15 protein-coding genes and 1 pseudogene are annotated in these 18,537 nt (G+C 62.2%); 8 read left to right on the top strand and 8 right to left on the bottom strand.

Annotated features, from left to right (window positions below):
• Positions 1–2,493: GcvT family protein (locus tag RCJ92_RS10220; RefSeq protein ID WP_446754491.1), on the bottom strand; the 2,493-nt coding region annotated here is incomplete at its 3' end.
• A 51-nt stretch (positions 2,494–2,544) separates the two neighbouring features.
• A complete protein-coding gene (purU, locus tag RCJ92_RS10215) occupies positions 2,545–3,453 on the bottom strand; it encodes a formyltetrahydrofolate deformylase (protein WP_421014493.1) in 909 nt (302 codons plus the stop codon).
• A gap of 121 nt (positions 3,454–3,574) precedes the next feature.
• On the opposite strand from purU, the gene RCJ92_RS10210 reads away from it, so the two are divergent.
• Entirely contained in the window at positions 3,575–4,252 is a 678-nt protein-coding gene (locus RCJ92_RS10210) for a GntR family transcriptional regulator (protein WP_396277548.1), read from the top strand.
• A gap of 46 nt (positions 4,253–4,298) precedes the next feature.
• Here RCJ92_RS10210 and RCJ92_RS10205 read toward each other — a convergent pair whose 3' ends face one another.
• The 4 genes from RCJ92_RS10205 to RCJ92_RS10190 all read right to left on the bottom strand — a co-directional run bounded on the left by RCJ92_RS10205 (position 4,299) and on the right by RCJ92_RS10190 (position 7,925).
• Positions 4,299–4,847 carry a hypothetical protein gene (locus RCJ92_RS10205; RefSeq protein WP_396277549.1) on the bottom strand — a complete coding sequence of 183 codons (549 nt, stop codon included), beginning with the start codon at positions 4,845–4,847 and terminating at the stop codon, positions 4,299–4,301.
• Between the two features lie 315 nt (positions 4,848–5,162).
• The gene (locus RCJ92_RS10200) at positions 5,163–6,134 is read right to left on the bottom strand and encodes a cation diffusion facilitator family transporter (RefSeq protein WP_346921215.1); all 972 of its coding nucleotides are present in this window, start codon (positions 6,132–6,134) and stop codon (positions 5,163–5,165) included.
• Positions 6,131–6,628 carry a transporter substrate-binding domain-containing protein gene (locus RCJ92_RS10195; RefSeq protein WP_396277550.1) on the bottom strand — a complete coding sequence of 166 codons (498 nt, stop codon included), beginning with the start codon at positions 6,626–6,628 and terminating at the stop codon, positions 6,131–6,133. The genes RCJ92_RS10200 and RCJ92_RS10195 overlap by 4 nt, the downstream gene beginning before the upstream one ends.
• Before the next feature lie 139 nt (positions 6,629–6,767).
• A complete protein-coding gene (locus RCJ92_RS10190) occupies positions 6,768–7,925 on the bottom strand; it encodes a helix-turn-helix domain-containing protein (RefSeq protein ID WP_396277551.1) in 1,158 nt (385 codons plus the stop codon).
• 186 nt (positions 7,926–8,111) lie between these two features.
• Here RCJ92_RS10190 and RCJ92_RS10185 point away from each other — a divergent pair.
• The 7 genes and pseudogenes from RCJ92_RS10185 to RCJ92_RS10155 all read left to right on the top strand — a co-directional run bounded on the left by RCJ92_RS10185 (position 8,112) and on the right by RCJ92_RS10155 (position 15,984).
• Positions 8,112–9,432 (top strand): annotated as a pseudogene (locus RCJ92_RS10185) (MFS transporter).
• Between the two features lie 79 nt (positions 9,433–9,511).
• The gene (locus RCJ92_RS10180) at positions 9,512–11,254 is read left to right on the top strand and encodes a thiamine pyrophosphate-binding protein (RefSeq protein ID WP_396277552.1); all 1,743 of its coding nucleotides are present in this window, start codon (positions 9,512–9,514) and stop codon (positions 11,252–11,254) included.
• On the top strand, positions 11,254–12,912 hold the full coding sequence (locus tag RCJ92_RS10175; protein WP_396277553.1) for an amidohydrolase: 1,659 nt from the start codon (positions 11,254–11,256) through the stop codon (positions 12,910–12,912). Before RCJ92_RS10180 ends, RCJ92_RS10175 begins: the two co-directional genes overlap by 1 nt.
• A 9-nt stretch (positions 12,913–12,921) precedes the next feature.
• Entirely contained in the window at positions 12,922–14,202 is a 1,281-nt protein-coding gene (locus RCJ92_RS10170) for a M20 family metallo-hydrolase (protein ID WP_360029176.1), read from the top strand.
• Positions 14,203–14,507: 305 nt separating this feature from the next.
• Positions 14,508–14,690, top strand: coding sequence for a hypothetical protein (locus RCJ92_RS10165; RefSeq protein WP_360029175.1), 183 nt, complete (start codon positions 14,508–14,510; stop codon positions 14,688–14,690).
• Between the two features lie 330 nt (positions 14,691–15,020).
• Positions 15,021–15,416 (top strand): hypothetical protein, encoded by a 396-nt coding sequence (locus tag RCJ92_RS10160; RefSeq protein ID WP_446754490.1) that lies wholly within the window; start codon positions 15,021–15,023, stop codon positions 15,414–15,416.
• 241 nt (positions 15,417–15,657) lie between these two features.
• A complete protein-coding gene (locus RCJ92_RS10155; RefSeq protein ID WP_446754489.1) occupies positions 15,658–15,984 on the top strand; it encodes a hypothetical protein in 327 nt (108 codons plus the stop codon).
• A 144-nt stretch (positions 15,985–16,128) separates the two neighbouring features.
• On the opposite strand, the gene RCJ92_RS10150 is transcribed toward RCJ92_RS10155, so the two are convergent.
• Both RCJ92_RS10150 and RCJ92_RS10145 read right to left on the bottom strand, forming a co-directional pair.
• Positions 16,129–17,523, bottom strand: coding sequence for an IS1380 family transposase (locus RCJ92_RS10150; RefSeq protein ID WP_396277482.1), 1,395 nt, complete (start codon positions 17,521–17,523; stop codon positions 16,129–16,131).
• A gap of 290 nt (positions 17,524–17,813) precedes the next feature.
• A complete protein-coding gene (locus RCJ92_RS10145) occupies positions 17,814–18,116 on the bottom strand; it encodes a hypothetical protein (protein WP_396277556.1) in 303 nt (100 codons plus the stop codon).
• Positions 18,117–18,537 lie beyond the last annotated feature (421 nt).

Raw genomic sequence — 18,537 nt, 5'->3', positions numbered from 1 at the left:
AGCCTGCGGCTCCAGGCCGCGCAGCCGCTTCATCTGCGGGTCGTAGACGGGGTCCTGGGTGATCGTGGCGTTGATCCGCCGGCCGAAGTACTCCACCTGCACCTGCTGCCCGAACGTGAGCTCGGCCGGCAGCCAGGCCAGCGCGATGGGCCGTCCCACGGTGTGCGCGAACCCGGCACTGGTGACGTAGCCGACCGCGCGCCCCTGATGGAACACCGGCTCCTTGCCCAGCACCACATCCCCGGCGTTCTCGATCAGCAGGCAGCGCAGGCTGCGGGTGGGCGGTGCCTCGCGCAGCCGCTGCACCGCGGCCTTGCCCACGAAGTCCTGCTCCTTCTTGGCGCTGACCGCGAATCCGAGCCCGGCCTCAAACGGGTTGTGCTCGGTGCTCATGTCCACACCCCAGGAGCGGTAGCCCTTTTCCAGGCGCAGGGAGGCGAACGCGGCCCGCCCGGCGGCGATGATGCCGTGCCGCTGCCCGGCCTGCCACAGCACGTCCCACAGGCGCTGGCCGTTCTCCGCGCTGGTGTAGATCTCCCAGCCCAGCTCCCCCACATAGGACAGGCGCAGCGCGGTGACCGGCACCCCGCCCAGGTGGGCGGCGCGGGCCCGGAAGTAGCGCAGCCCCTCATTGGAGAAGTCATCGTCGCTGACCAGCTCGATGACCTCCCGGGCCAACGGACCCCACAACCCGATGCAGCAGGTGCCGCCGGTGATGTCCCGCACCTGCACCCAGCCGCCGGGCACCAGGGCCTCGTTCTGCCGGCGGGCCTCCACCTGAAAGTAGGCGGTGTCGATGTTCCCGTTGATCCCCACCTGGAAGGTGTGCTGTCCCAACCGGGCGACGGTGATGTCGCTGCGGATCCCGCCGGCCTCATCCAGCAGCAGTGTGTAGGTCACCGCCCCGACGCTCTTGGCCATGTTCCCGGTGCTCAGCCGCTGCAGCAGGGCCAGCGCCCCGGGCCCGGAAACCTCCAGGCGCTTGAGTGGGGTCATGTCGTACATGGCCACCGCGGTGCGGGTCTTGTACGCCTCCACCGCCGCCAGCGGGGAATGGTGCAGCGCGGACCAGGTGTCCCGGATCGGCGGGCGCCAGTCCCAGGGCAGCTCATCGAGGTGGCGGGCGTTGGACTCGTACCAGTAGGGGCGTTCCCACCCGCCGCCTTCCATGAAGTGGGCGCCCAGTTCCCGCTGCCGGGCGTGGAACGGGCTGACCCGCAGGTTGCGGGCGCCCAGCCGGGGCTCCAGGGGGTGGCGCACATCGTAGATTTCCACGAAGTTCTGCTGGGCGGTCTGCCGAACGAAGCTGGGCGCCAGTTCGACCTCCTCGAAGCGGTTGACGTCGCAGTCGGACAGGTCGGTGCCGCTGCGCCCGGTGCTCAACAGCTCGGCCACCGCCTTGGCGATCCCGGCCGAATGGGTGACCCACACGGCCTCGGCCAGGTAGAAGCCCTCCACCTGCGGGCACTGGCCGACCAGTGAGCCGCCGTCGGGGGTGAAGGAGAAGATCCCGTTGAAGCCGCTGGCGATCTCCGCCTCGGCCAGCTCCGGCAGCAGCGTCTTGGAGGCCTGCCAGGCCGGCAGGAAGTCCTCGACGGTGAACTGCAGGCTGGAGGGCATGTTCTCCGGGGTGTGGTCCTGCGGGTCCATCCGGGGCAGGTCCTCGATCAGCGCGGGCATCGGGCGGTGCGCGTAGGAGCCGATCCCGTAGCGGTCCCCGTGCTCGCGGAAGTACAGGTCCTGATCCTGGTAGCGCAGGATGGGCAGGCTGGCGCCGTTCGGTTCGCTGTTGCGCCCCCGCAGGCCCTTGACGCTGGTGGTCTTCACGTACTGGTGGGCCAGCGGCAGCAGCGGCACCCGCATCCCCACCATGGCCCCGACCTTCGCGCCCCAGAAGCCCGCGCAGCACACCACGATGTCCGCGGCCAGGAACTCCTCGCCCACCCACACCCCGGTGACCCGGTTCTCCTGCTGCCCCACACCGGTGACCTCGGTGCGGTCCCGGTAGACAACCCCGGCGGCGCGGGTGCGTTCGATCAGCTTCTCCACCGCCACCCCGGCCAGGGCCAGCCCGTCGGAGGGGACGTAGAGCCCGCCGTAGACGACCTGTTCATCCAGCAGCGGGTAGCGCCGCTTGCATTGCCCGGCATCCAGCAGCTGGGCCTCCACCCCCCAGGAGGTGGCCCAGCCGTGCTTGCGGTGCAGGTCCCGCCAGCGGGTTTCGGTGGTGGCGACCTCCAGGCCGCCCACCGGGTTGAAGGCCTCCAAATCGGTCAGCTTCTGCACCGTGTAGCTGGCGAATTCGGTCATGGTCTTGGACGGGTTGGTCTGGAACACCAGCCCCGGGGCGTGGGAGGTGGAACCGCCGGGCAGTTCCAGTGGCCCCTGTTCGATGACGGTGATGTCCTTCCAGCCGCGCTGGATGAGTTCGTCGGCCAGGTTCGCGCCGACGATGCCGGCGCCGATGATGATGACGCGTGAGGTGGGTAACATGGTCTTTCTCCTACTGCTGGGCTCAAGTCTGGGGTGTGCGGGGGATGCGGGCTAGCGGAAGACGATGGTGCCCGAGCCCTCCAGCAGCACCCGGTGTTCGCAGTGCCACTGCACGGCGCGCGAAAGCGCCTGGCATTCGGCGCCCTGCCCGGCCTGGGCCAGCGCGCGGGGATCATGGGAGTGATCCACCCGGATCACCTCCTGCTCGATGATTGGCCCCTCATCCAGGTCGGCGGTGACGTAGTGGGCGGTGGCGCCGATCAGCTTCACTCCGCGGGCGTGGGCCTGGTGGTAGGGCCGGGCCCCCTTGAACCCGGGCAGGAACGAATGATGGATGTTGATCACCCGGCCCTGCAGCCCGGCGGCGAGCTCATCGGAGAAGATCTGCATGTACCGGGCCAGCACCACCAGCTCGATGCGGTGCTCCTGGATCAGCTCCAGCAGTCGGGCCTCGGCCGCGGCGCGGTTGCCGGCGTTCACCGGCAGGTGCAGGTAGGGGATCCCGGCGGCCTCGGCCATGGGGCGCAGGTCCTCATGGTTGGAGACCACCAGCGGGATCTGGGCGTTCAGGGTGCCGGTGCGCCAGCGGAAGATCAGGTCGTTCAGGCAGTGCCCGGACTTGGAGACCATCAGCAGGGTGCGGGTGGGTTTGGAGTCGCGGATCTGGAAGCCCATGTTGAAGCGCTCGGCGACGGGCTGGAACTGCTCGCGCAGCTGTGCGGCGCGCAGCGGGGTATCGCTGTGGAACGCGGTGCGCAGGTGCACCTTGGCGTTGACGGTGTCGTCAAACTGCTGGTGCTCGCGGATGTTCAGTCCGCGCACGGCAAGGAACTGGCTGACCGCGTGGATGATTCCCACCCGGTCCCGACAGCTGGCCGTGAACACGAAGTCGTGGGAGGTTTCCTCCGTCCTGGCGGCATGGGCGGCGGGGTGGGAAGCAGGCAAATCGATCAGGGACATCGTTTCGCTCCGATGAAATACGGGATTTGTATCCAACTTATATACTAGGATGTCCTGTAGCCTAGATCACACAAAGTTCAGGGGTCAAGGGTTAATTGGCAACGAACGCGAAAGAGGGAAAATGGCGCAGGCAGTCACGGCACAACTGCACCCACGAGGTGCCTCCAAAGCCGAGGAGGCCTATGAGCGGATCCTGCAGATGCTGGTGACCCTGCAGATCCAGCCCGGGGACCCGATCCACGATGAGGAGCTGATGCGTGAACTGGGCATCGGGCGTACCCCGGTGCGTGAGGCGCTCAAGCGCCTGGAGGTGGACAAGCTGGTCATCACCTTCCCCAAGCGCGGCACCTTCGCCACCCGGGTGGAGGTCAGCGACCTGGCCTATGTTTCGGAGATCCGCCAGCAGCTCGAGCCGATGGCCGCGGCCCGCGCGGCCCGCACCGCCTCCGAATCCACCCGCGCCGCCCTGCTGGAGACCTCCCGGCAGATCGAGCGCTTCGATGCCGCCAACGCCTCGACCACCGATCTGCTGACCTTCGACGCGGCCGTGCACCGCAACATCTACCGCGCCTCGGGCAACCCCTACCTGGAGGACGTGCTGATCCGCCACAGCAACCTGGCCACCCGGATCTGGTGCACGGTCATCGACAGGCTGCCACGGGTGAGCACCCACGTGAAGGAGCACCTGGGGCTGCTGCAGGCCATCATTGACGGGGATGAAGCCGAAGCGGCCCGCCTGGCCGGACTGCACGTGGGACAGTTCGAGCAGTCGGTGCGCACCGCACTGCTGGACCTCTAGAAAGATCCGCGGGCGCCAGCAAGAAAACTGGAGGGGCCGTGACGGTCTATGAATCCCGGTCGTTCGTGCTGAGTTCGCGCAGCACGCTGTCGGCGATCTGCTGCTGGTCGGGGGCGAACCCATAAAGCTTGCCTTGGGACTCGTGCACCCACCAGCGGCCGCACAAGTCCGTGGTCTGCTTTTCGGCATCCTTGGGCCACCAGTCCGCGTCCAGGGTGCGCACGGTGGCGACCTCGGAGACCTGCAGATCCCTGGTGCGCCGGTCCGTGGCATAGGCCTTTGCCAGGTCGGACTCGTTCGGTTCCCCCACGGTGGAAAGACTCAGGCACTCCTGCCTAGGCAGCGGCCCGTCATAGTCCATGACGAAGATGCGCTCGGCCCCGGTGGTGCGCTGCTCCAGCTTCACGTCCCTGCCACCGGCCGGGACCCAATCGGCCAGCAACCCGGACTTCACGCCATCCTCGGAGGTGGCCGCGCTCTTCGATTCAGCCTCGTCATAGGTTTCGCCGCTCAAATCCCCGACGCTGCACCCAGCGAGCAGCAGGGAGGCGGGAATGGCGAGGGCGGTGAAGGCGAGGTACTTCTTTTTCATCATGCTTTTAGCCTATGAAGCCTAGCCCGGCGGGTACCTCGGGCGTGAGGGGGAAAAAGCGCACCCCCTTCTCCGACCACGGGAGGAGTCGGCGAGCGCTGGCGGGATGAGGCCGACCAGGCCGGTTGGGCGAGCGTGGCGGCCCGGTAATCCCCGGTGAGCCCGAAGCCTGCGCTCAGCTGCGACACAAAAACGGCCACTAATGTTGAAAACACCTCATTGAAGGTGCGAGTGATGATCTGGAAAGCTCCCGCAGGGTTACGGCCCGCGGGAGCTTTCTGGTTAAGCGATGCCGGTTCCACCGGCCCCAGACCCGCGTTATGCCGTGGTGGGCTCCACGAAGCAATCCGGCAGTTCCGGTACCGGAATGATGACGATGTCATACGCCTTCCAGTCCAGCTCCTCCAGCGCCTTGCGGGCGGCGTCCATCTCCTCCACACCCACCATCGGCGAATGCGGCACCACGAAGGCCTCCGCATGCAGGACCGCGCCCAGTTCGCGTACGCGAACCCCGACCTGGTCCACCCATCCCATGGACTTCAGGCGGCTCTCAAACTCCGGGATCAGCGGGTGCGGGTCCTCGCCCTCCACGCTGGTGGCCCGGCGGTCCAGCAGGTCAACCACCGCGGCCTTCGTGCTGGTCCAGCCATCCTTGAGGATGCCCGCGGAGATCACCGCGGCGGCCACGCTGTCCAGCCACCACAGGCCGATGGCGATGCCTGCGACGCCCACGATGGAGGCGGCATTGGTCTGCCAATCCGCCTTGGCCATGTAGGAGTCGGCGTAGAGCAGCTTGTTGTTCAGTGGCTTGGCGACCTTCACCTTCAGCCGCCCTAGAATCACGGCCGGGGCGGCGATCACGGTCATCACCGCGATCATGATCCACCCCTGCCAGATCGTGTGCCCGAAGACGTTCATGGTGCCGATGGTCGGGTATTCCTGGGCAATCAGTGCGGAGACCGATTCGTAGGCCAGCACGCCGCCCACCACCAGCAGCGCCACCCCGGCCACCAGATGTCCGGCGCTCATGGCCCGGTGGTAACCATAGGGGTGGGTGGGGCACCGGGTTCTGCGGGTGTAGAACAGGGCCACCAGGAAGGCCAGCTGCGGCAGCACGGAGAGCATGTCCTCCACCCATGCCGTGCGCATGGCCTGGGAATTGCCCACCACCAAGGCCACCAGGGTAATGGTGCAGGCGGCATAGCCGACGCTGATCCATTCAAGTTTCGCTGCCCGACGCAACATGTCGCGCTGCTGTTTGGGCAGGCCGGTTCCGGCTTTCAGGTTCATGGCATCTCCTGGGTTTGGTCCAGAAAGTACTCAAGCTCCCCCAGAAAGGCGTTCTCCCCGGGCGGCACCAGCAGAACCAGTTGGGCCTGCTTGCCGTCCTCCTCCGTCACGGTGCGGTAGGGCCGGGTGATCCCAACTTCCTTGCTCCACGGGGTCTTGGCGGTGATCCCGCCGGCCACCACGTCAAGCTTTCCTTCCTTCAGCTGCTTGACCAGGTGCTCCTCCCCGCCGAGCGTCCACTGCACCTCGGCGTCCAGGCCCTTGGCGAAGTCCTTGACCAGCTCCACTTCGTCCCCGGTGTACTGGCCGTCGCGCACATCCACGAATTCGCGGTTGGGCGAGATCCCCACCCGCAACGTGTCGTGGCGAACATCCTGTAGCGTGCCCTTGGGATCCACCGGGACCTGGGCCGCACACCCGGCGAGCAGGCTGGATCCAAGCAGCGCTGCACCCGCAGCACGGAGGAACAACCGCGTTCTTTTCGATGACGACATCTATTTCTCCTCCCGCCGCTTCTGACACTCTCGGCCATGGATTCTCACCTGCAACGTACGACAGATCCCTGTGGCCCGCAGGTCGGTGCACCGAAATCCCTGCCAATCTTCAGGCTTTCGCAGGGAAGCGCATCAGCACCTAGGACCAGCCCACCACCAGTCGGGCGGCTTCCGTTGGAACTGTGGGGTTTACTCCCGTGATTGTCTCGAAACGCTTAAGACGGTTCATCAACGTGTTGCGGTGGCAATACAGTTGAGCGGCCGCCTGCCCGACGCTGCCCGTCGTCAAATAAACACCCACGGATTCAACAAGACGACGACGTTCCGTCTCACCACACGCCTGAAGTGCTTGCTCTACATCAGCTATTCCCGGGGCGCCAGCCTGGTTCAATTGCCTTCGTGCCATACGTGCCCAACCACGTACCCAGGTCATGGCGCCCTGCTCCCCGGGTTCCAGTAATTTGGCCAGTTCCAACGCGGTGTCCGCTGCACTACGCACCGCCCCGAGGGGTACTGGCTGCGCGATCATTCCACAACGGAGGCGTTCTAAAGCTACTCGAATCCGCGATGATTCCGAGCCAGGTCGAGGATCCTCGGCAAAGAACACCACGAGTGCGTCACCCCACGGGTGGCGCAGAACTGAGTTACCGACACGCTCATTGGCCAAGGCAACCCGCACTTCGGCCACCTGCTCCTGCAACGCTGCTACGACAAGGTACCCGGCATCCAACGGCTGCTCAAGGTCATGAGCCACCTGCTCCAAGGCCTGGGTAGAAAGGTTGCGCTCCCCGAACAGCTGGGCCAAATAACCTTGACGTAAGCTCGTTTCCTCGGCTTGCATCCTCGCCATTTCAGCCACGTAGGCCTGTTGCGTTTGCCCGGCATAGCCATCTACCACTTCCCAGACACGTTGCGTGTGGGCCACGATCAGTGGAGCGTCCGCAGCCGTGGACAAGGCAGTAATTTCGTCCCAAATGATCTTGAAATCCAACCTGATAGCTGTCATAAGAGCTTCAATCGGCACCCCGGCACGTGCCCGTGAAACTCCTACATCCATGGCGATTGCATCCCGCTGTCGCAAGTACTCAGGGTCATCCGCGTCGAGCTTCATAGCGAAAATCAAGGCTTGAAATGAGGCCTGACCGGTACGGCGGATTTCGCTCAACGTCAGCGGTCCGTCTCGATAGGGATCAATGCGCATCAAGCGGTCAATGAATCGGTCAGTGAGTACCTCAACGTTCAGCGCCTGCAGTAACTCGACCCAACGCTGCTCACCATCCCTGGCTTCAAAATGCACGTCTTGTCCTCCTCCAGCTCCCCCTATACGTACATATTATGTGCTTTTGCACATTCTTCCCGGAGTAACTCGCTGTGATCTGTGTGGCGCCTCACAGCTAATGATTGACACCATGGAGCTATGACCACAACCAACGGGCACACCGGCAACACGCCGACTGCTACCCCAACAGATAGCGACTTCACCATGCCGAAGGACACGCTCGAGTCCGGAGCCACACGTCAAATCACCGACAAGGAGGCCTCCAAGGTCGCCGTAGGTGCGCTGATCGGCACCGCCATGGAATGGTATGACTTTTTTCCTATTCAGCGCGGCCGCGGCACTGGTGTTCAATGTCCAGTACTTCCACAATGAAAACGCCACCGCTGCCGCGATGGCGACTTTTGCAACTTTCGGCGTCGGCCTGGTTGCTCGCCCGATCGGCGGAATGATCTTTGGTGCCATGGGCGACAAGATCGGTCGACGCAAGGTCCTAATGATTACCATCGTGGGCATTGGCATCATCACTGGTCTCATCGGCTTACTTCCGACCTACGCCGCAATCGGTATTGCGGCTCCGATCCTGCTCGTGCTGCTGCGCGTCGCCCAGGGCCTGTTTGTCGGTGGTGAATGGTCTGGTGCCATGACCATTGTGGTGGAAAATGCCCCGCTTCATCGTCGCGCCCGGTATGCCGCTCTTCCGCAGATTGGCTCCCCGATCGGTACGATCCTGTCCTCTGGTGGTTTCTTTCTAATCACGGTCATCTTCTCGCAAGAGAACTTCGACTCCTGGGGTTGGCGCGTTCCGTTCCTCGCCGCGATCCCCATGCTAGTCGTCGCCCTGTACATTCGTTCACGCCTAGATGAATCACCAGTGTTCACGGAGCTGATGGAACAGGGTGAAACTGCCAAGGCACCAATCCGCACCACACTGGTGGAATCTTGGAAACACATCATCGTCGGCATGGCCGCCAGCCTGCTCGGCGTCGGCGGGTTCTATCTAGTTACCGCGTTCATGGTCTGGTACGGAGTCAATGTGCTCGGTTACTCTTCCTCTCTCATGTTGCTGGGAAGTATCGTGGCTGCCGCTGTTGAGATTCCGGTTCTGATCGTTGGCGGGCGACTCGGCGAACGCTTCGGAGCTTCCAAAGTCATCATCGTGGGCGGGCTGGTGTCTGCCGCCGTGGCGTGGCCGGCCTTCTTGATGGTTGAAAGCGGCAGCAGTGTCATGGTGGTACTTGGCATGACCGTGGCTGTGGCAACCCTGTCATTCCCGTACGCCGCATCGGGAACCGTGCTTACCGGGTTGTTCCCCGCCAAAACCCGGTACACCGGCGTTGGCTTCGCGCAGAATGCGGCGGGCATGCTCGCCGGTTTCGTCCCGCTCGTGGCAACTGGCACCGTAGCGGCTGCCAGCAATCATTGGTGGCCGGCCGCGCTGTTGCTGACCGCGTTGTCACTATTCACCGCGCTGGCGGGCGTTCTGGCTCCACGAATGAGCGTCCCCCTGCCTGGTTTCAAGCACTAGATCCCATAAACCTTGGGTCCGTGGCCGCCCCGGGGCAGGCGAATCCTGCCCCGGGGCCGCGGGCCCTCGGCCAAGGGAAATGAAAGAGGAAAAGAAAACCATGCCATTGTCCACCCAGGTTCCCGACGCAGCACCTCCTGCTGAAAGCGGCTCCCGCATTGCGGTCGAATCCGAGTCCAGACCTCCGAACACCCACTCGGCCGGTCACCTCATCGTCAAAACTCTCCAATCCCATGGGGTGCGCCGGGTCTATGCAGTTCCTGGCGAAAGTTATCTGGATGTCTTGGACGGCCTACACGATTCAGAGATTGAAACCGTTGTTACCCGCCATGAGGGCGGCGCCGGTTTCATGGCATTGGCTGAAGGCCGACTTACCGACGTCCCAGGAATCTGCATGGTCACCCGTGGACCGGGTGCCGCCAACGCCATGATCGCGGTGCACACTGCCTGGCAGGATGCCACCGCCATGGTGCTCTTCGTAGGGCTCATCCCACAGACCGACCGACGCCGAGGGGCATTCCAGGAATTCAGCCTCGAAGGCTGGTTCGGAACCACGGCCAAAGCCGTATTTACACTTGACGACGAGCAGCAGGCAGGCCAGTTGGTCTCGCGCGCGCTTCGGCTAGCCAGCGCGGGTCGCCCAGGACCGGTGGTCATTGGGTTGCCCGAGGACGTGTTGGTCCGCCAAAGCCCGGCACAGGTTCCCGCCCCGCTGCCCGAAGCGATCGTCAAACCCCACGATGAGCAGGTTGCACAGCTCTGCCGACTGCTAATCGAAGCCGAACGGCCCTTGCTAATCGCCGGTGGCGATCACTGGAACGCCCAATCCAGTGCCGTACTTGCTGAATTCGCCGAACAGACGAACATTCCAGTAGTCACCGACTGGCGGGCCTACGACGCCATCGATCACGTTTCACCTGCCTACGGCGGTTGGTTAGGTTATGGCCGGGGGGACAACACTCTGCGAGCCATGAAGGATTCTGACTTGCTGGTTTTTCTGGGGTGCGAGCGATCGGACGTGCTCTCGGAGGGGTACACGGTTGCGCTGGATACCCCCACAGCCGTGGTGAACCCGGATCCTGATCTCTATCCACATGCCGGGCGTCTGGATGCCCACCTGCCAGTAACGCCCCTGGTCTTCTTGACCGCGGCCTTGCGGGCAACCCAAGGCGTTTCACGCGATAGTTCCTGGGCAGAAACAGTACGTGCGGCCCAGCTACGCTTCTCCACTCCCATCCCGGACGGTGGAAGCGGAGTGGATCTAGGGGTTGCCTTCGAAATCTTGCAACGACGTCTGCCAAAGGACCGGATTGCCACCTACGGCGCCGGCAACGCAACCTTGTGGGGTCATCGCTACCTCTCACATCACGGACCGGGTTCTCTCGTTGGTCCGCGCAACGGAGCCATGGGGCTTTCAGTGCCTGCCGCTGTCGCCGCCAGTTTGATCTACCCACATCGCCAGGTAGTAGCGGTTTGCGGCGACGGGGACTTCTTTATGAACGCCCAGGAATTGGCCGTCAGCTTCGCCCACGGCGGCACCCCTCTGGTTCTGGTCGTGGACAATGGCATCTACGGCACCATCGTGGCGCACCAGCGCCAGCACTACCCCGGACGCCCCTCTGGCACCTCCATGACCAACCCCAACTTTGGGCAATGGATCGCCTCCTTCGGTGGCCACGGTGAAATGGTAGAAACGACCGAACAGTTCGAGGGAGCATTGGAGCGCGCCTTGACCAGTGGGCTGCCAGCTGTGCTTCATCTGAAAACCGATCCCCAAACAATGGGACCGGGCACCTCCGCGCATGGTGAGGATCAAAACTGATGCAACTGGATTTGATCGTCGAAGCCCGACAGATTCTCACTTTGGACGATGCCCGACCCACAGCGACGCGAATGGGAGTGCTGGGCGGACGGGTCGTTGGCTTTGACGAGGAGCTGGAAGGATGTCACGCACGGCGAACCGAAGTCTTCGAATCCGAAGTCATCACGCCAGGATTCATCGATGCACACTGCCACACCACCTGGTGGGGGCTGGGGCTCTCGGCTGTGGATCTGTCCGGGGTACGGGGGCTGGAGAATCTCTACGAATTACTGGAAAGCGAAGCTGCCAAGTTGGCAGGACAACCGCATGCTTGGTTGAACGGAACCGGATTCAACCAAAAGGACCATGCGGGGCTTTACCCTGACATTGAACGCCTAGATGAAATAACCGGGGAACGTCCCCTCTACCTGCGTCACGTCTCGGGACATGCCGCAATCACCAACAGTGCGACCCTGAAACTGGCCGGTGCGTTGGATCCCGGTTTTCCTGATCCTCTCGGCGGAAGGATTGTCCGTGATGCTTCCGGGAAGCCTACCGGCCTCATTGAAGAAGCCGCTCAGGAGCTAATCCAAAACCTCTTGCTGCCCTACTCGACTGAGCAGATCGTCGAGGCATTGGATGCCGCTACCCGGCGATACGCGGCCGAAGGCATCACCTCTTTCACCGAGGCGGGTGTGGGCGGTGGTTGGATCGCCCATTCGCCTGTGGAGATTACGGCATACCAGCGCGCACTAGAGACAGGACGTCTCCACTCCAGAGCCCAGCTGATGCCGGCGCTCGCTGCCTTGAACGTGCAGTCTTCCCATGCCGAGGACGCGCACGGTACCGGAGAAGGGGCCGGGCTTTCCCTCGGAATAGGGGCGGGTTTTGGTGATGAAGATCTATCCCTGGGACCCGTCAAGGTATTCCTCGACGGATCCTTGTTAGGTGCCACGGCAGCGGTCACCGAAGACTACTGTGGTCACGGACACAACACGGGATATCTCCTTGATGACCCACAGTTCTTCCGCGAGCGCGTAGCGGCCGCCTATCGCTCAGGTTGGCCAGTGGCGGTCCACGCCATCGGCGACGCAGCAATCGATTTGGCCATTGACATCATCGCGAACCTACAGCAGCGTTATGGCAGCAATCGGCTCCCCAATCGAATTGAGCATTTCGGCATTGCCCGTCCCGACCAGGTGACGGCTGTCGCGCAACATGGAATCGCGGTCACCCCACAAGCGTCCTTCATCGGCCCCCTGGGGGACCAGTTCGCGGAGCGTGTTGGAGAACGTCGCGAAGGTTGGCTATACAGAGGCAAATCCCTGTTGGATGAGGGTGTCCTGGTCGCCGGAAGTTCAGACTTGCCGGTCGCGGACAACAACGTTCGACGTGCAATGGAATCGGCGGTAACGCGGCGCACAGATGGAGGCAAGGTGCTGGGCGGTGAAGACGAATGTCTTCCCGCATTGGAGGCACTAAAGCTCTACACCATCAATGCAGCGAAGGCGACCGGGCAGGACAATAGCCGAGGCAGTCTCAGCACCGGGAAACTCGCCGATTTCGTCGTGCTCTCCGGCTCCCCCTTGGAGACCCCAAGCATCTCCGACCTGCAGATCCATGCCACCTTTGTCGGTGGCAACCCCAGCTTCATCAGAACACCGGCGTTGACCGAGTAGGAGAATACAATGACTGACCCAACGATTACTGAGCTGGCAGACGCAGCGGTCGCTACGAGGCCCTTGGACTTCTTGGCCGATTTCGCGTCTATGAGTCGTAATGGGGCTACCGAGCGCGGCGGCGTTGACCGCCAAGCGGCCACCATAGCCGACGGGCAAAACCGGAATTGGTTCCGGGGGCTCGTTGAAGGTCATGGATTTACGGTTCACTACGATCAGGTGGGAAATCAGTACTGCCTGCTGGAGCTTTCTCCTGGAGCTCCTTGGATCGCGGTGGGTTCACATTTGGATTCCCAGCCACTGGGTGGCCGATTCGACGGAGCGTATGGAGTACTGGCTGGCGCCCATGCTGCATTACAGGTCCAACAGCGTCTCCACAACGACGCGCAAGAAGCAAAATTCAACATCGTCGTCATCAACTGGTTCAACGAGGAAGGTTGCCGCTTCAAACCGTCCATGATGGGAAGCTCGGTATACACCGGCAAGCTGTCAGCAGCACAGGCTTTGAATACAACGGATCCGGCCGGTGTCAGTGTCCATGAAGCACTGCAGGCTATCGGAACTATTGGAGACTTTGAGCTTCAAGTCGAAGCGTACGTAGAGATCCATATTGAGCAAGGGCGCTCGCTGGAGGATCGTGGGCTCACCATTGGCTTGGTGGAATCCACATGGGGAGCCAACAAGTACGAGTTCACCGTACACGGCGAACAATCACACACCGGCGCCACGGTCATCGCCGACCGCCACGACGCCCTGCTCGGCGCGTCAGCGCTTGTAGTCGCAGCACGGGAGGTGGCACTGGAATACTCAACTGAGGAACACATGGTCATCACCTCGTGTGGTGAATTCACGGTATTTCCCAATTCGCCAGTGGTCGTTGCCAGCCAAGTAAACCTTCTGGTCGACGTTCGCTCCACCGATCCGGAAGTTTTGGCGGCCGCCGATGCTGCACTGCATGATCGAGTTCGGCAGATCGAAAAGATGGCCAGCGTGACAATTGAGCGCGGAGCCTCCCATATTTGGGGGTCGAAGCAGTACGACGAATCCGGAATCAACTTGGCGCGAAATGCTGCACAAGCGGTTGGCCTAGAGCATGGCGTCGTCCGCACCTTGGCTGGCCACGATTCCACAAATATGAAGGATATCGTACCCACGATCATGCTTTTCGTGCCCAGCGTGGAGGGTATCAGCCACAACGAAGGGGAACTGACCCAGGACAAGGACATGCTCGCCGGGGTTCGAATGCTCTCAGAAGTGCTTCATCGCGTCGTCACAGGAGAATTTGTCTAAGACCCCACCATTTTCGCAGCGTCTCGGTCGGCAGACTGAAAGCCGAAGCTCAGCGCGGACACAGAAAGCGGTCTTATTGTTTTAAATACCTCCTTGAAGGTGCGAGTGATGATCGAAAGAGCTCCGGTTGGTCTCCAGCGGGAGCTCTTTCGTTAACCGGTAGTTCCTTTCAGGCTCCCGACCGCGATCAACTCCAGGCTCACGGGCTATCTCCGGGTTAAGTCACGCATCGACTTAAGCAGTGTTTGCGGTGCCCCAAACTTTCCTCATCAGCTACTGGACGAGCCGTCCAGGTCGGCCAGGCGATGGCCGAAACCGATGAGGACAAGCGCTGCGCGATCTACCAGGACCTGCAGGAGGGGCTCTTCCAGGACGCCCACGCGGTGCCGCTGGGTGACGTGTCCGCACAGCTGACCACCGCCCAGGGCTTCTCGGCGCGGGTCATCAACGGCATCAGCTCTGCGCGCACCATGCGCATCACCGACTAACTGACAAGGCGGGATCACCGGCAAACCCCGGGTTCCCGCCCAGCCCGGGCACAGAAACCCCGATTAGTGTTGTCAACAACCTCATTGAGGGTGCGAGTGATGATCTGAATTGGTCCCGCTGTCCATCTGGACGGCGGGACCATTCGGTTTAACCGGTACGGTCCGGCAATGGCAAACCGGCCCTTCAGGATTGAGAGGGTACCCCCCTGAACTCAACACGCTGGCTCTCTTGCGTGTCATCACAACGCAAAAGCCGAGGCCTTCGAAGAAGAATAATGTCCTTACTATTTTGCATAAGGTTCCAAGCGCAGCCGAGGCATCAGCTCCCGAGTGGATCACCTGGCCAAGGAGATGGGCCACGCCAAAGACTTCAAGGTCCTGGAAGAGCCAGCAGCCCAGTCGGATGCTGAACGCCTCGGAGCGACCAAAGCCGGCACCCGGGTGCCGCTGGCCAAACTCGTCAGCAATCACGAGCCCTTGTACGGCTCCTACGAGTGGGTGCAGATTTGGTTGATGGGGCCACGCGCGGGCAGAATCTCCTGTGTCTGCGTCCCGCAGGTCCCAAAAACCGGCGGGCCGGCACTGGCCACCTCCAACAAACGCGACATTGTCGATATGACCCGTGGCCCCCGTTCCCGGGTGGGTACCGCATGGGTGCATGACGTGCAGGGCATGATCCTGAGGATTTCACGGTCCGGGACCTGCTCAAAGCCTGTGGGCATCTGACTTTGGCCCAGTCCTTGGAACAGATTCAAAAGCTCACTCCTAAGCAGCGCGATGGCGCGTATGGCACGATGCGCCCGTGGGTAAACGTGCTCTCCTACGACAAGGTAACCGTAGATCACCTCGCCCAATGCAAGTGCAACGTACGTTGGCTTGGTAACCTGACCTCACTACGCTGGAAATATTAAACCTTCACCGGAGCGGCACCGCTGAAACGGCGCAACTTTATTGGAAAGCGCGAGTCATGAGTCACGCAACAGACCGGATTCTTGAACAGCTTCAAACGCAAGACGACTTACGCATGCAAGCCGCGAACGAAATTGCCCGAGTAGTTGCTGCCCACATCGAAGCCGAACAGTATTTGGAGGAGGCCAAGGCCGCAGAGAGGAAAGCTTTTGCCGCTGCCCCGAAGTACGGATGGACACAAACCGAACAAAATCGCCTCTCCGAGCCGCCGTTTTCCACGCAAAAAGAGCAACAAGTCCAGCGGCTCGGACGAAGTCTAAGAACGCACAAAGTTATGGGCCGGTATTCACCTTTCGATGAGTACCGGCCCGTTGCTTTAGCCTGAATCCACCGATGCGCCTTCGGCCGCCGCTTGAATCCGGCGGTCGAAGGTGGTTTCGTTTTTGGGCACGGGAAGGACGCCGGCCTCGCTGCCGGGGCTCGTTCCACACTGGTTTCTTGCTCGCGCTTGTTGGCTAAATGGACGGATTCAGACGGCCTGCGGTGGCGCGTGCACGCAAGCGAAGAGCCGTTCCCATCCGGCCTGCCACGGCCAGCCCACCGGCAGGCGGAGCCTGATTCTCCTAGCGCTGGTGGCGATGCGCGCCGGAACATGGATGAGCTTGCGGCGCACCGTGGCCGTACGGGCCTTGACGAAGGAACCGCCGGCGAGGATCCCGGCGGCCCGGGTGAGGTTATAGGCCATCACCGCGGCCACCAACCACGCACTGTTGGCACCGAACTGCCCGGAAGGCAGGTGGGCCAGCGCGCTGTCCTTCAAATCCGCGTTGACCTGTTCGATGATCGCGTGCTGGCGGTGAGTCTTATCGGCCGCGACGGTATCCCGGTCGGCGGGATCAGTGGTGGTGAAGAAGGCGTGGAAACGATACTGGTCAAACAGCGTTGCCTGGCCCTGAGTTGCCTTGGGATTCAGCTCCGGGATGCGGCGCACCACCAAACGCCCGGTGATCCGTTCGGCTTTCTTCCGTGAGCAGAAGGCCGTGAAACCGGTTTCAGCGACCTCGGCGCTGGAAACCAGGGCACCGGTGGCCTCATCTAGGATCGCGTCGGTGTAGTGGATGGTTTCCCACGCATCATCCGGGATGGCGGCGATCGCGCGTTTCACGGCCGGGTCCATCCGCACCGTCACTGAAACCTGGGCGCCAGCGGACAGGGCCGCGTTCACCGGCCCGTGCCCGTAGTAGGCCGAGTCGAAACGGCAGAGCACCGTGGCGCCGGGCTGGCAGCGTTTGAGGGTGTTCAGCGCCTCGGTGACCAGTTTCCTGGCTCCGCGGGCGGAGTTCGCTGCCCCCTTGCGCAGGCGTTGGGCGGCGATGAACGGGGCCGAGTCCGCGGTGGAAGCAGTAGCCAGCAGGACGTTGAGTCCGTGCACCCCGGAATACCCGTAGCCGGAGCCTTGCTTCTGGTAGCCGTGGACTTCGATGATCGTGTCATCCACATCAAGAAACACCAGATCATCGGCGGCAGCATCGCCCAGTAGTGGGGTCTGACGGTTCAGGTTTACCAGGAACCGGGAGGCGACCGCGTCGAGCTGGCGCACGTGTCCGAAGGTGAAGGAGCGCAGGAACGATCCCAGCGTGGAAGGCGCGTAGCAGGCGTTGAACACCTTCTTCATGGCCCCGTGGCGCAGCAACGCCATGTCGTCGATGGAGTCGGCGCCCGCGACCATCCCGGCCACCAGTGAAGCTACCTTCAATCCGGCGTTGGCGCCTTTGTCGGTGGGTACGCTCAGGTGCTTGTCGGTCAGGTCGTGCAGCCCAGCGTGCCGGGCCAGGGTCATGGCCGGCAGCAGCCCGGCGCGGGCGACGAGGTTCGGTTCGTCGAAGGAAACTGACACGGCGGAGGGTTTGTGGGAAACTTGCATCTACGAGATGTCCTGCATTTCGGGATTGTTGGTACTGTCGCAAGTTCAATTTTCCCTGAAATGACGGGCATTTCGTGTTTAAAACGCCGGGTGACCTCCGGACATCATCGGTGGATCAAGGCTTAGGGAGGGCCACTCCCGAGGAGCCCCGCTAAGCCATTCGTTCATATTGAAAAGGACTCAGTCCCATCGCGGACACCGCGATAACCAATTGTCCAGACACTGGCTGGACAATTACCCTCGGGGCAAAATTCCCTAGCCTCACGGATTCGTCAGCCCGGTCTTCGCGCTCATGGGACGAGCGATGAACTCGGCAGCAACGGCATATCGTCACCGGTTGGCTCCTGCCCGCGTAGTCGGCACATTCCGGTTTCACCTTCATGGCGATATTCAACCCAGATCACCGCCCGCCGCCTCCCCTTATTGGCTTCCGCCCAGGCCAACACGTCGTCCACGCACGCTGCATTCTCGAGCCGATGCTCACTGCTGCCGCCGTTCTCATTCCAGAAATCCACGCGGTACACCGGAGTGAGGTCTTCTTCGGTCACATAGCGCGGATCAACGAGAGTCGCCTTAATGCTTTCTACGCCCATGGTCACAATCTATCGCGCTCGCGGCGAATCGTACACGAGTCCTCGACCTGCCCGGTGAGCGCGGCGCCAACCGGGATAGGCATCGAGATGATGGCGCTAAAACGTTCGTTTTTGAAATACTCGGCGTGACGCATGAGGAAGTATCCTCGACCATTAAAAGGTCAGCCGGGTGTGGAGGATATTTTGCGTCAAACAGCAACAGCACCTAAGCGGCACGGTCATCTTGTCAGCGGGACCTTGGCTTCGACGATGTACGTAAATGAAACGGGTCGAATCTCATCCCCGGATCACCAAACTGTTAAATCAGCGTTTCGGGTACCGCAAGTCCACGTAACTGGTACCGCTGTTCCACGATAGGGTACTGGCCATTGCCTGCGTTGATCGTTCGCGGATGACGGCCAGCACCCCGACCGCTCCACTG

Source organism: Glutamicibacter sp. BSL13 (assembly GCF_052928425.1).
The sequence above is the reverse complement of the archived record's forward strand: the minus strand, read 5'-3'. Positions and strand labels throughout refer to the sequence as shown.